The organism is Achromobacter xylosoxidans, from assembly GCF_002192695.1.
Lineage (GTDB): Bacteria > Pseudomonadota > Gammaproteobacteria > Burkholderiales > Burkholderiaceae_B > Achromobacter > Achromobacter xylosoxidans_C.
This window is the reverse complement of record NZ_MTLG01000071.1, coordinates 41860-55358: the sequence shown is the minus strand read 5'-3', so window position 1 is coordinate 55358 and position 13499 is coordinate 41860. Positions and strand designations below refer to the sequence as shown.

The following is a 13499-nucleotide window of genomic DNA, read 5'->3' as shown; positions in this document are numbered from 1 at the left end:
AGGGGCGGCAGTGCGCCGTCCTAGTCTTTTTCCAGCGTCCGCACGCGCCGGCGCAATTGCGCCAACTGTTGTATCACGGCGGCGTTGCGCTGCCATTCGCCATGCTCCGCATACGGGAAGACCCCGGTATAGCGGCCAGGCTTCGAAATGCTGGAGGTCACCGCGGTGCCGCCGGAAACATGCACATCGTCGCCCAGCGTGAGGTGGCCGGACAGCATGGCCGCACCGCCTATGGTGCAGCGCTCGCCGATGGTGGTCGAGCCGGCCACGCCGACGCAGGCCGCAATCGCGGTATGCGCGCCGATGCGGCAGTTGTGCGCGACCATGATCTGGTTGTCCAGCTTCACGCCGTCGGCCAGAACGGTGTCTTCCAGCGCGCCGCGGTCGACGGTGGTGTTGGCGCCGATTTCGACGTCGTCACCGACAGTCACGCCGCCGAGCTGGGGAATCTTGCCCCAGGCGCCCTTGCCCAGCGTGGGATCGGGCGCGAAGCCGAAACCATCCGCGCCCAGCACGGCGCCGCTATGGATGATCGCGCGCGCACCGATCTTGACCCCGTCATACAGGGTGACGTGGGCGTACAAGCGGCTGCCGGGCCCGACGGACGAGCCTGCGCCTACGACGCAGCCGGGTCCGAGCACCGTATCGCGGCCGATGCGGGCGCCGGATTCGACGACGCAATTCGGGCCGATACGCACGCCCTCTTCGATGATGGCGTCAGCGGCGACTACCGCGGAAGGATGCGTGGACGCGGGCAGCGCGGGACGCCTGGCGGCGTCGAACCATTGCGCCACGCGGGCATAAAGCAGATAGGGATGCTGACAGACGACCAGCGCGAACGGCGGCCGGGCATTGCCTTCCGTTTCCAGAGCCTGGGCCACGTCGGGCGAGACGATGACCGCCCCTGCCTGAGTGGCGCCTAGCTGGCTCTGGTAGCGGGGGTTGGCCAGGAAAGCGATTTCCTGCCGACCCGCCGATGACAGGGTTCCAATGCCGCAGACCCGCATGGGGTCCGCGCCGGGAACCGCGCTGATACGCCAGTCCATTCCCTGGGTGTTGGCGGCGCTCAACAGTGTTTCCAGCGTTGGCGCGCGGGCAAGATCCAGTAAAACCGGCATGGCGTGACGGGTGCTGCTTACTTGCCCAGGCTCTGGATCACCTTGTCGGTGATGTCGATGCGCGGGTTGACCGTCACGGCGTCCTGAATGATCAGGTCGTAGTTTTCCTGTTCGGCGATACGCTTGATGGCATCATTGGCCTTCGTCACGATGCCCGAAAACTCTTCGTTGCGGCGGCGGTTGAAGTCTTCCTGGAACTCGCGGCGCTTGCGCTGCAGGTCGGTATCCAGGTTGGACAGTTCGCGCTGGCGCTTGACGCGATCCGACTCCGACAGGACGGGCGCGTCCTTGTCGAACTTCTCGGCTTGCGAACGCAGGCTGTTGTTCAGGCGCTGGAGTTCATCGTCGCGCTTCTTGAATTCGGCTTCGATCTTGCTCTGTGCCGCCTTGGCCGGGCTCGACTCGCGCAGGATCCGCTCGGTATTGACGAAACCGATCTTCGTGCCTTGAGCCTGCGCGGGAATCGCGGCAGCCGAACCGAGTATGAGCGCACCTACCAGGGCAATGGAGCCGCCCAGTTTGCCGCGGCGCTTCGCGCGCAGCGAATTCGAGGTTTTAAGTGCGGAATCAGACATCATGAAAATCTCACCTTCCAGTAAGGCAAAGCCAAAGTGTGTATTGTGCCACTAAACAGCAAGGGAGCCGGCCGTGTGCCCCTCTCCCTTGTTTTCAAGCGTAACGGCGTGCTTAGAAACCGGTCCCGATCTGGAACTGGAAGCTTTGCTTGTCGTCGCCCGGCTTCGAATTGAGCGGTCGGGCATAGGACAGCTGCAGCGGTCCCATCGGCGACTGCCACGACAGGCCGATACCGGCCGAGAACCTCCAACCGCAAGGATCCTCGACCTCGCTGCCGGGCTTGCCGTTGGTGCAGCTCAGGCCGCTGCCCGCCGAAACCTGGCCCGCGTCCGAGAAAATGAACCAACGCAGGGTACGGTCCTTCGAAGCCCCCGGGAACGGCAGGTAGAGCTGCGCGTTGGCCACGATGCGCCGCGTGCCGCCCAGGTAGTCGCCCGTCTTCGAGTCGCGCGGGCCCAAGGATGAGCCCTCGTAGCCGCGTACCGTGCCGATACCGCCGGCGTAGACGTTCTTGATGACCGGGTAGTCCTTGCCGCCGTAGCTCTGGCCCCAATCCACCATGCCGTTCAAGGCCAGGGTGTAGGAGCCGCCCAGCGGCACGAAGTACTGTTGCTGGGCCGTCAGCATCGTGTACTGCAGGTCGATGGTCGACAGGTCCGCCTTCAGGCGGGTGTACCCGCCCTTGGTGGGAGCCAGGGCGCTGTCGCGCGTGTCCTTGGTCCAGCCAGTGGTGAAGATCACCGAGTTGGTCGCATCGCCGTAGTCCCTGACGAACTTCTCGTAGGCAGCCGGCGAGTTGCTGAACAGATCGATCTGGTTGCGCTCGAAGTTCGCGCCCAGCATGATCCGGTCGTACTCGGAGATAGGCACGCCGAAGTTCATGCCCAGGCCCATGGCCTTGACGCGGTAGTCGCCGTCGTTGTTGTTCCAGGGTTCGGTCACGCGATAGTAGGCGGACGTGGTGCGGCTGATGCCGTCCTTGGTCCAGTACGGATCGGTGTGCGACAGCACCACGGCGCGGTTGGTCTTGCTGGTGTTCAGCTGCAGGGTCAGGTTGGTGCCGCTGCCGAAGACGTTGTCTTCGCTGATGCCGGCCGACAGAATGGCCTTTTCGGACGAACCGTAACCCACGCCCAGGTTGATCATGCCGGTGGGCTTTTCCTTGACGTCCACGTTGACGTCGACCTGGTCGGGAGAGCCCGGAACCGGATCGGTCTTGACGTTGACGTCGCTGAAATAACCCAGGCGGTCGACGCGGTCGCGCGAGGTCTTGATGTCCTTGGCGTCGTACCAGGCCGCTTCCTGCTGGCGCATTTCGCGGCGCACGACCTCGTCGCGCGTGCGGGTATTGCCGCCGATCTGGATGCGGCGCACGTACACGCGGCGGCTGGGGTCGACGTAGAACGTCAGGTCGGCCTCATGCTTGGCGCGGTCCAGCTGCGGGTTGGGGTTGACGTTGGCGAACGCGTAGCCCAGTTCGCCCAGGTAGTCGGTGATGGCCTTGGCCGAGCCGTTGGCCTTGGCGGCCGAGAACGTCTCTTCCGGCTTGATCTCCAGCAACGCGCCGATTTCCTTGTCCAGGCCCAGCAGATTGCCGGCCAGCTTCACGCTGCGCACCTTGTAGGGCTCACCTTCGTGCACGGTAATCGTGATGCGGATGTCCTTGCGGTCCGGCGAAATCGTGACCTGGGGCGGCTCGACCGAGAACTCGAGGTAGCCGCGGTCCAGGTAGAACGAGCGCAGGCGCTCCAGGTCGCCTTCGAGCTTTTCGCGCGAGTACTTGTCGGTATCGGTGTACCAGGTCAGCCAGCCCGGCGTGGTCAGCTTGAATTCGTCAAGCAGATCGCTTTCCGAGAAAGCCTTGTTGCCCACGAAGCGGATTTCCTGGATGCGCGCGACCGAGCCTTCGAACACGTCGAAGCTCACGCCCACGCGGTTGCGCGGCAGCGGGGTCACGGTGGAAGTCACTTCGATGCCGTACTTGCCCTTGGACAGGTACTGCTGCTTCAGTTCGTATTCGGCGCGCTCGAGCATGGAGCGGTCGAAGATGCGGCCTTCGGCAAAGCCCACCTGCGCCAGCGACGTGGTGATGGCCTTGGAGTCGAACTCGCGCATGCCGTTGAAGTTCACCGACGCGATCGTGGGGCGTTCCTGCACGACCACCACGACGACGTTGTTGTCCGTCTGGATCTGTACGTCGGTGAAAAAGCCGGTGCCGTACAAGCGGCGAATGGCTTCGGTCGCTTCTTCCTCGGTGAACTTCTCGCCCACCTTGACGGGGAGATAGCCGAAGACGGTGCCGGCGTCAGTTCGCTGAATACCCTCTACGCGGATATCCCGCACGACAAAAGGGTCGAAGGCGTGGGCGATGGCCGGAACCAGCAGTGCGGCGATCAAACCCGGCAGTACACCCTTTTTGTGATGAAACATCCGGCGAAAAGACATCCTTGAGTATCCTCGGTCGTGCAAATGGCGGTGGATTTTATGCTAAATCGCGTTCAAGTGAACAAACGCGTGAAATCATTGAATAGCGCAAGCCCCATCAGGCTTGCCAATAAACCTATGCCGGCGCGCTGTCCGATATCGATCCACCTTGCTGGCGGCGGGCTACCCCGCACAATTTCGACGAGATAGTACAGCAGATGGCCACCGTCCAGCATGGGAATAGGCAGCAAATTTAGTACGCCCAGGCTGATGCTGATCAAGGCGATATACGCGATATACGCAACAATTCCGATTCTAGCGGTCTGGCCGGCGTAATCCGCGATGGTTACGGGACCGCTGACATTGCGCCAGGAAACGTCGCCGGTCACCATGCGGCCCATCATGCGCAGCGAGAACCAGGCGGTATCCCAGGTGCGCACGGCGCCCTTCCACAAGCTTTCGAACACGCCATAGCGCACGGTGACCATGGGAATGTCGCCGCCCAGCTGGACTCCAAGGCGGCCGATCACCTGGCCGTTGACGGTCTCGGCGCGCGGCGTGACGTTCAGGGAAATATTGGCGCCGTCGCGCGCCAGCGTAAGCGCCAGGGTCTTGCCGGCGCTTTCCTGGATCTGCCGCACCAGGGCGCCGGTGTCCGGCGTGGGCACGCCGTCCACGGCCAGGACCAGGTCGCCCGTGCGCAGCCCGGCCGCCTGCCCTGCGCCGCCGTCGTTGACGACCCGCACGGCAGGCTTGGGCTGGGCCAGGCGTACGCCGGCCGCGGCCAGCGGGTCGCCGCCGGCGGGATCCATGGTGTTGGACGGCAGGACCAGTTCACGCTGCTGGACGGCCCCTGCGGGAGTCTTGACCTCGATGCGGGCGCTGCCGCCGGTCGCCATGACGTCCATCAGGCGCCAGCGCGCGTCGGACCAGGAGGCGACTTCTTCGCCATCGATGGCCAGGATGTGGTCGCCCGAGAGCAGGCCGGCGCGCGCGGCGGGCGTGTCGGCCGCGGGCTGCGCGATGACGGCCACGGGCTCCTCGGTGCCGGCCATGTTCAGGCCGGCGTACAGGAAGACCGCGAGTATCAGGTTGAAGATGGGGCCGGCCGCAACGATGGCGATGCGCTGGCCCACGGGCTTGCTGTTGAAGGCGCCGGCGACTTCCGCCGGGCTCGCGCCGGCGGGCGGATCGTCCTGCATTTTGACGTAGCCGCCCAGCGGCAGGGCCGAGACCGCCCATTCCGTGCCGTGGCGGTCGGTGCGGCGCAGGATGACCTTGCCGAACCCCACCGAAAAGCGCAGCACCTTCACGCCGCACAGGCGGGCCACCCAATAGTGCCCCAGTTCATGGAAGATGATCAGGGTGCCAAGCGCAACCGCAAAGGCCAGCAGGGTGAAAAGCATCGGGGTCGGAGAATTCTAGAAAATCAGAGGCCGGCGGACGATGGCGATGGCGCCCACGTCAGGCCAGGCCCAGGTTGCCGGCGAAAACGCGCGCGTCCGAGTCTAGCGCGAGCACGTCGTCAAGACTATTGAGCGTAACAGATGCTTGTCGCGCCTGCCACTCCAGGGTCGCCTCGATAACCCGCGGAATCCAGGTGTAGGCCAGCCGGCCGCCCAGGAAAGCCTCTACCGCGATCTCGTTGGCGGCATTCAGCGTCACGCAGGCCCCCTGCCCGGCGCGCAGCGCCGCGAACGACAGGGCCAGGCACGGAAAACGGGCCAGATCGGGCTTCTCGAAGTCCAGCCGGCCCAGGCGCGTCAGATCCAGCGGACCGACGCCGCTGTCCAGGCGCTCGGGAAAGCCCAGGCCGTAGGCGATGGGCGTGCGCATGTCGGGCTGGCCGAGCTGCGCCAGCACGGAGCCGTCGTCGTACTCCACCATGGAATGCACCACGCTCTGCGGATGCACCACCACCTCGATGCGGTCGGCGGGCATGGCGAACAGCCAATGCGCCTCGATCACTTCGAGCCCCTTGTTGAGCATGGTGGCGGAATCGACCGATATCTTGCGGCCCATGCTCCAGTTGGGGTGGGCGCAGGCCTGGGCCGGCGTCACGTCGTGCAGGTCTTCCAGGTCGCGTCCGCGGAACGGGCCGCCGGAAGCGGTCAGCAGCAGGCGGCGCACGCCGGGCGCGGGGCTATCCGGCGCGACCGCGCGCCCGCCATGGGGCAAGCACTGGAAGATGGCGTTATGTTCGCTGTCGATAGGCAGCAGTTCAGCGCCGTTGTCGCGTATGGCCTGCATGAAGAGCGAGCCGGCCGCGACCAGCGCTTCCTTGTTGGCGAGCAGCACGCGCTTGCCGCTGCGGGCTGCCGCCAGGGCGGCCGGCAGACCGGCAGCGCCCACGATGGCGGCCATGACCGAGTCGCACTGGGGATCAGCCGCGGTATCGGCCAGCGCTTGCGCGCCGACCCGAATCTCCGGCATGGGCTGGCCGCCTGCCCAGGCGGCAATGAATTTTTCTCGGGCCGCCACATCGGGCACCACCACGACGGCCGCACGGCTCGCCTGCGCCTGTTGCGCCAGGCGCGCCATCCGGCTGTACGCCGACAAGGCATAAACCGCCAGGCGCTCGGGGTGGCGGGCGATCACATCCAGCGTGCTTTCACCGATCGAACCGGTAGATCCCAGCACGACGACGCGTTGAAAAGCCGTCAAAACAACACTCCAGACAAAAGTAGCGCAAACGGTGCGACCGGGAGAATGGCGTCGATGCGGTCATAGACCCCGCCATGGCCCGGCAGCAGCGTGCTGGAATCCTTGCGGCCGGCGCGCCGCTTGAGCAGCGATTCGAACAGGTCTCCGACGATCGACACCACGCCCAGCAGCGCGGCGATGGGCAGGGCCAGCCACAAGCTCCAGCGCTCGACCAGCGCGTGGCCGTAAGTGCCCTCCCACAAACTGGAAAGGCCGATCCAGATGACCGCGCCCAGGACGCCGGCGACCGCGCCGGCCATCGTCTTGCCCGGGCTGACCCGCGGAGCCAGTTTACGCTTGCCGAACGCCCTGCCGGCAAAATATGCGGCGATATCGGCGACCCAGACCAGCGCCAGCAGCGACACCACGAAACCGGCGCCGTGCGCCACGAACATCTGGGCCAGCACGGCCCAGGCGGCAAACGCGGCGGGCACGGAGAAAACCGACCAGCCCAGGCTGGCGGGAGGCGCATCGGAACGGCCGCGCACCACCGCCGCCAAGCCACCGAACAACCACACCGCGGCCACTGCCGGCACCAGGTAGCGCAGCACCCAGGCGGGATCGGCGATTCCCGTGCCGGCGCCCGACAACCAGGCCGAAGCCAAGGCCAGCATGCCCGCAAGCAGCAGCACGGCGACGCCCACGGCGATCAAGGGGGAAGGCGGTTGCGGCAGCGTCAGGCGCAGCCACTCCCAGTTGGCGCAGGCCGCAGCCAGGGCGAGCAAGGCAACGAACCACCAGGGGTTCGAGCTGATCATCGCGGCAGCCAGAACGGCCAACAGAACGACTGCGGTAACGATACGCTGGCCCAACATATGACGGTCTCCTCGTGTACAGCCTGGAAAGACGCGCTGGTCGTCCGTTTATTTCGCGCCGTCTTCGCTGATTTGCGCGCTGGTGCGGCCGAAGCGGCGTTCGCGCGTGCGGTACCAGTCAAAGGCGGCCGCAAGTTCGGCGGCGCCGAAATCCGGCCAGTAGCGATCCGTGAAGTAGAACTCCGCGTACGCCATCTGCCAGATCAGGAAATTGGAAATGCGCTGTTCGCCGCCAGTGCGGATGAACAGGTCGGGCTCGGGCGCCCAGGCCATGGACAGGTGCCGGGACAGGCGCTCCTCGTCCACCAATTGGGGCTGGGCGGCCAGCCCGGGTTCGGCCGCCAGCATGGCGCGGGTGGCCTGCAGGATGTCCCAGCGTCCGCCATAGTTGGCGGCAACCGTGAGGTGCAGGCGGTCGTTGTGCGCGGTGCGCTCCTGCGCGGCAAAAATGAGTTCTTGCAGGCGGGGCTCGAAGGCCGACAGATCGCCGATGACGTGCAAGCGCACGCCCTGCTCGTCCAGCTTGCCGATTTCGCGCTCCAGCGCCTGCACGAACAGGCGCATGAGCAGCGACACTTCCTCGGCGGGACGGCGCCAGTTCTCGGAACTGAAGGCGAACAGGGTCAGATAGCGCACGCCGGCTCGGCCGCAAGCCTCGACCACGCGGCGCACCGCCTGCACGCCCTTGGCGTGGCCTGCGGTGCGCGGCAGCAGCCGCCTCGTCGCCCACCGGCCATTGCCATCCATGATGATGGCCACGTGCTCGGGAATGTCGCGGGTAGCGGGAACCGCCTGGGTCGAACTGGTTGCCATTGGTCTGGAGCTGCGCGCGGTGAAACGGCGAAAACGGAAATACAGGGAGAAAAGCCTGCGCCGTCGCTCCACCGCTGCGCAGCAATGCTGCGGAACAATGGACAGGACGGCGCTCAGGCAGGAAATCCTGGTCGTCAGGGCGATACGGCCTAGCCTATCACCCTGACGGCATCCAGGAATTATACGGTCATGATTTCCGCTTCTTTCTGCGTGACCATCTTGTCGATCTCGGCCACGCTGCGGTCGGTCAGCTTCTGGACGTCATCCTGCGAACGGCGTTCGTCGTCCTCGGAGATTTCCTTGTCCTTGACCAGCTTCTTCAACGCTTCGTTGGCTTCGCGGCGCAGGTTGCGCACGGCCACCTTGGCATCTTCGCCTTCGCTGCGAACCACCTTGGTCAGGTCGCGGCGGCGTTCTTCGGTCAGCGCGGGCATCGGCACGCGGATGGTGTCGCCCATCGACATGGGGTTCAGGCCCAGGTCCGACTCGCGGATCGCCTTTTCAATCGCGGCGGCCATGCTCTTCTCGTAGGGCTGCACGCTGATGGTGCGGGCGTCCACGAGGTTTACGTTGCCGACCTGGCTGATCGGCACGGGCGAGCCGTAGTACTCGACCTGCACGTGGTCCAGGATGCCGGTGTGGGCGCGGCCCGTGCGGATCTTGGCCAGGTTGGTCTTGAGCGTGTCAAGCGACTTGGCCATCCTGGCTTCGGCGGATTTGCGGATTTCTGCGACGCTCATGAAATTTCCTTTTCTTTAGACGTGTACCAAGGTGCCTTCGTCTTCGCCGCTGACGACCCGCTTGAGGGCGCCGGACTTATTGATCGAAAACACTTTGATCGGCAGCTTCTGGTCACGGCACAGCGCGAAGGCGGTGGCGTCCATGACTTCCAGCCGGCGTACGATCGCTTCGTCGAAGCTGATGCGCGAGTAACGCGTGGCGGTGGGATCCTTGTTGGGATCCGCGCTGTAGATGCCGTCGACCTTGGTGGCCTTCAGCACGATCTCCGCCCCGATCTCGGCGCCGCGCAACGCGGCAGCCGTGTCCGTGGTGAAGAAGGGGTTGCCGGTACCTGCCGCGAAAATGACGACCTTGCCCTCTTCGAGGTAGCGCAGCGCCTTCGGGCGGATGTACGGTTCGACGACCTGATCGATGTTCAAGGCCGACTGCACGCGGGTGTCGATACCCTTGTGCTTGAGCGCGTCTTGCAGCGCAAGCGCGTTCATGATGGTGGCCATCATGCCCATGTAGTCGGCGGTCGCGCGGTCCATGCCCTGCGCACCCGGGGCGACGCCACGGAAAATATTACCCCCGCCGATGACGATGGCCAGTTCGACGCCCGTGGCGGCGACCTCGGCGACCTCATCGGTCATGCGGACGATGGTGGAGCGGTTGATGCCGAATGCATCGTCGCCCATCAGCGCCTCGCCGGAAAGTTTGAGAAGAACCCGTTTGTATGCTCTGCTGCTCATAGGTGATATCCCGAGGAACAATCCGACGAAAGTGTAAGACAAGAAATAGGCCGGACTAGAATTTAATCTAGCGCCGGCCCTTAAGCACTACCCTGGGTCAGGCGCGGCCAGCGGCGGCAGCGGCGACCTCAGCGGCGAAATCGCTGGTCTTCTTCTCGATACCTTCGCCGACAACGAACAGCACGAACTTGCTGATCGAAGCGCCCTTTTCCTTGAGCATCTGCTCAACGCTGTGCTTGTCGCTCTTGACGAACGGTTGCGACAGCAGGGTGACTTCCTTCAGGAACTTCGCAACCGAACCTTCGACCATCTTGGCGACGATTTCAGCCGGCTTGCCCGATTCGGCGGCCTTCTGCTCGGCAACCGAGCGCTCGGCGGCGATGTCGGCGGGGTTCACGCCGTCGGCGTTCAGCGCCTTGGGCTTGGTGGCGGCAATGTGCATCGCCAGGTCCTTGCCCACTTCTTCCGCGCCGGTGTACTCGACCAGCACGCCGATCTTGCCGCCGTGCACGTAGCTGGCCAGCGCGTTCGGGGTCTCGATGCGCTCGAAGCGGCGGATCGAGATGTTTTCGCCGATCTTGCCGATCAGGGCGGTGCGGGTGCTTTCGACCGTGCCGTCGCCGTAGGGCAGCGCCGACAGGGCTTCCACCGTGGCGGGGTTCTGCGTGGCGACCAGCTCGGCCAGCTTGTTCACGAAGCCGACGAAGTCGTCGTTCTTGGCGACGAAGTCGGTTTCGCAGTTGATTTCGATGACGGCGCCCTTCTTGGCGTCGGCGGAGATGAACAGACCGATCAGGCCTTCAGCGGTGACGCGGGCGGCAGCCTTGCTGGCCTTGTTGCCCAGCTTGACGCGCAGGATTTCCTCGGCGCGGGCCAGGTCGCCCTCGGCTTCCGTCAAGGCCTTCTTGCACTCCATCATGGGCGCGTCGGTCTTTTCGCGCAGTTCCTTGACCAGGGCAGCGGTAATTTCAGCCATGTTTGCTCCAATTTGCTAGAACATGCCCCGGCGCACCGGGACAGTGGTTTGATTCGATGGGACATCCGCGACTAGCGGATCAGGAAGATGGGAGCCCACCTTCGCATTGCCGGCGAGGCGGGAGCGGACCGCTTTCGGCACCGCTCCCAGACGCTAACCGCCGGACATGACAACAGGCTTAGGCCTGGTTGTCCTGCACTTCGACGAACTCTTCCTGGCCTTCGCCCAGCTCTTCGACCAGACCGTTCAGGTTCTGCTCGCGGCCTTCCAGCACGGCGTCGGCGATGCCCTTGGCGTACAGCGCGATGGCCTTGGCCGAGTCGTCGTTGCCGGGGATGACGTAGTCGATGCCGTCGGGCGAGTGGTTGGTGTCAACCACGGCGACCACGGGGATGCCCAGGGTCTTGGCTTCGGCGATGGCGATCTTGTGGTAGCCGACGTCGATCACGAAAATGGCGTCAGGCAGACCGTTCATGTCCTTGATGCCGCCGATCGACTTGTTCAGCTTGTCCAGTTCGCGTTGGAACAGCAGGCCTTCCTTCTTGATCATGCGCTCGGCGCCGCCTTCGGCGACCACGACTTCCATGTCCTTCAGGCGCTTGACCGAGGTCTTGACCGTCTTGAAGTTGGTCAGCATGCCGCCGAGCCAGCGGGCGTCGACGAAGGGCATGCCGCAACGGGCGGCTTCGGTGGCGACCAGCTCGCGAGCAGCGCGCTTGGTGCCGACGAACAGGATGTTGCCGCCGCGAGCAGCCAGCTGCTTCACGAACTTGGTGGCTTCCTGGTACTTATCAACCGTCTTTTCGAGGTTGATGATGTGAATCTTGTTGCGATGGCCGAAGATATAGGGGGCCATCTTGGGGTTCCAATAGCGGGTCTGGTGACCGAAGTGGACACCCGCTTCCAGCATTTCGCGCATCAAAGACATAACTTTCTCCAAGGGTTGATTTCTTGCGCCGCACCTGCATCAGCCTCTGGCTGACACCCTGGGTGGTGTTGCGCGCGATTTCCCGCAAATGCGGGATGACAAAATTTTAACCGGGCCGACCGATCACTGCCGCAATAACTACGACGCCTAGGGCGTCTTCTACTACGCTGCCGCGATAAACCCAGACGGCCGCCACGACCAAAAGCCTTGCACCGCACGCTTGCAGGCGCTTGTCCAGACCCACCAGGAATTTCCTGGAAGTTTCCGGCGGTTTCCCGAAAGCGCACCCGGACCTGTTTTGTTGGCGGCGAAATCCAGCTCTGGAAAATCCAGCTCTTCGCGCTCAAGCGTGGGGTTTTACGCCCTGGCTTCAGTTCGACCGCGCATCAGACCATCGGGGCATTTCTTAAGAAAACGCGAACGTTTTCAAGAACTTAAGCCGACATCCACACCGAGTCCAGACCCTGAGCCTGCATCGCCGCTCTAAAACATGACCGGGCTTACAAGCACGCCGCGTCCCAGCTTGCGCCCGCTTTGGATCAACCGCCGCCCACGTTAGCCCGACTGGTTTCCTGCCTGCGCGCCCGTCCATGGAACCCGCGACCCACCCGATTTCGCTCCACAACCTTCGCTTGCGGTGAAACTTCAGGGCGCGCCGCCGATCACTATGAAAGGATCCGCTGCCAGTAAAACTGCCGGGTTTGCGTGGCGCAACGCCTAATGCCGCTGCCAACACCCGCCGGGCCAGCCTTTGCCGTAACCCGATTGCTCCCCAAAATTTTAGGGAAGCCTATAATTCTACTATCCTTTCAAGCAGACATTCAAGCGAGATATCGCCAAGCGACTCCATGGGCACTATCACCAATCAAGCCGACCTGGCCAAGATGCGCGCCGCCTGCCAGGACGCGGCCAAAGTCCTCGATTTCATCACCCCCTACGTCAAGCCTGGGGTCACCACCGGGGAGCTGGACCGTCTCTGCCTGGAATACCTGACCGACCAGCTGGGCGTGAAATCCGCCACCGTGGGCTATGCCCCTCCGGGCTACCCGCCCTTTCCCGGCGCCATCTGTACTTCGGTCAACCACCAGGTCTGCCACGGCATCCCGGGCGACAAGGTGCTGAAGAACGGCGACTCGCTGAATATCGACGTCACCATCATCAAGGACGGCTGGTTCGGCGACACCAGCCGCATGTACCCGGTGGGCGATCAGTCCATATTGTCGCGCCGCCTGACCGAGATCACCTTCGAATGCATGTGGAAAGGCATCCAGCAGGTGAAAAACGGGGCCACATTGGGCGACATCGGCAACGCGATCCAGAAGCACGCCGAAGCCAATGGCTTTTCGGTGGTGCGCGAATTCTGCGGCCACGGCATCGGCCAGCGCTTCCATGAAGACCCGCAGGTGCTGCACTACGGCAAGCCCGGCACGGGCGTGCCCCTGACGACCGGCATGCTGTTTACCATCGAGCCCATGATCAACGCCGGACGCCGCGAGATCCGCCAGCTGTCCGATGGCTGGACGGTCGTCACCCGCGACCACAGCCTGTCGGCCCAATGGGAGCATGCTGTCTGCGTCACCGAAACCGGTTACGAAGTCCTGACCCTGTCGCCTGGCATGCCCCAGCCGCCGGCCTTCATCACCGAGCCCCTGGTCATCCCCGCCGTCTGAAACA

The 13499-nt window shown here is 64.1% G+C and carries 12 protein-coding genes; 1 reads left to right on the top strand and 11 read right to left on the bottom strand.

Annotated elements, in window-relative coordinates; genetic code table 11:
- Positions 1-20 precede the first annotated feature (20 nt).
- From lpxD to rpsB, 11 genes are all read right to left on the bottom strand, one after another.
- Positions 21-1118 carry a UDP-3-O-(3-hydroxymyristoyl)glucosamine N-acyltransferase gene (gene lpxD / locus BRO63_RS12905; RefSeq protein ID WP_088140177.1) on the bottom strand — a complete coding sequence of 366 codons (1098 nt, stop codon included), beginning with the start codon at positions 1116-1118 and terminating at the stop codon, positions 21-23.
- A gap of 17 nt (positions 1119-1135) precedes the next feature.
- Positions 1136-1696: an OmpH family outer membrane protein gene (locus BRO63_RS12900; protein WP_088140176.1), complete on the bottom strand. Its 561-nt coding sequence runs from the start codon at positions 1694-1696 to the stop codon at positions 1136-1138.
- Positions 1697-1805: 109 nt separating this feature from the next.
- The gene (gene bamA / locus BRO63_RS12895; RefSeq protein WP_088140175.1) at positions 1806-4139 is read right to left on the bottom strand and encodes an outer membrane protein assembly factor BamA; all 2334 of its coding nucleotides are present in this window, start codon (positions 4137-4139) and stop codon (positions 1806-1808) included.
- A 53-nt stretch (positions 4140-4192) separates the two neighbouring features.
- Positions 4193-5524 carry an RIP metalloprotease RseP gene (rseP, locus tag BRO63_RS12890; protein ID WP_088140174.1) on the bottom strand — a complete coding sequence of 444 codons (1332 nt, stop codon included), beginning with the start codon at positions 5522-5524 and terminating at the stop codon, positions 4193-4195.
- A gap of 58 nt (positions 5525-5582) precedes the next feature.
- Positions 5583-6782: a 1-deoxy-D-xylulose-5-phosphate reductoisomerase gene (locus tag BRO63_RS12885; RefSeq protein ID WP_088140173.1), complete on the bottom strand. Its 1200-nt coding sequence runs from the start codon at positions 6780-6782 to the stop codon at positions 5583-5585.
- Positions 6779-7636 carry a phosphatidate cytidylyltransferase gene (locus BRO63_RS12880; RefSeq protein ID WP_088140172.1) on the bottom strand — a complete coding sequence of 286 codons (858 nt, stop codon included), beginning with the start codon at positions 7634-7636 and terminating at the stop codon, positions 6779-6781. The genes BRO63_RS12885 and BRO63_RS12880 overlap by 4 nt, the downstream gene beginning before the upstream one ends.
- Positions 7637-7684: 48 nt before the next feature.
- Complete coding sequence (gene uppS / locus BRO63_RS12875; RefSeq protein ID WP_088140171.1) at positions 7685-8449, bottom strand: polyprenyl diphosphate synthase; 765 nt, start codon at positions 8447-8449, stop codon at positions 7685-7687.
- A gap of 179 nt (positions 8450-8628) precedes the next feature.
- On the bottom strand, positions 8629-9189 hold the full coding sequence (gene frr / locus BRO63_RS12870; protein WP_013393441.1) for a ribosome recycling factor: 561 nt from the start codon (positions 9187-9189) through the stop codon (positions 8629-8631).
- A gap of 15 nt (positions 9190-9204) precedes the next feature.
- The gene (gene pyrH / locus BRO63_RS12865; protein WP_088140170.1) at positions 9205-9921 is read right to left on the bottom strand and encodes a UMP kinase; all 717 of its coding nucleotides are present in this window, start codon (positions 9919-9921) and stop codon (positions 9205-9207) included.
- Between the two features lie 97 nt (positions 9922-10018).
- On the bottom strand, positions 10019-10897 hold the full coding sequence (gene tsf, locus BRO63_RS12860; protein WP_088140169.1) for a translation elongation factor Ts: 879 nt from the start codon (positions 10895-10897) through the stop codon (positions 10019-10021).
- 178 nt (positions 10898-11075) lie between these two features.
- Positions 11076-11825, bottom strand: a complete 750-nt coding sequence (gene rpsB, locus BRO63_RS12855; protein WP_013393438.1) for a 30S ribosomal protein S2 — start codon at positions 11823-11825, stop codon at positions 11076-11078.
- Between the two features lie 848 nt (positions 11826-12673).
- Between rpsB and map the strand changes: the two genes are divergently transcribed.
- The gene (map, locus tag BRO63_RS12850; protein ID WP_088140168.1) at positions 12674-13495 is read left to right on the top strand and encodes a type I methionyl aminopeptidase; all 822 of its coding nucleotides are present in this window, start codon (positions 12674-12676) and stop codon (positions 13493-13495) included.
- Positions 13496-13499 lie beyond the last annotated feature (4 nt).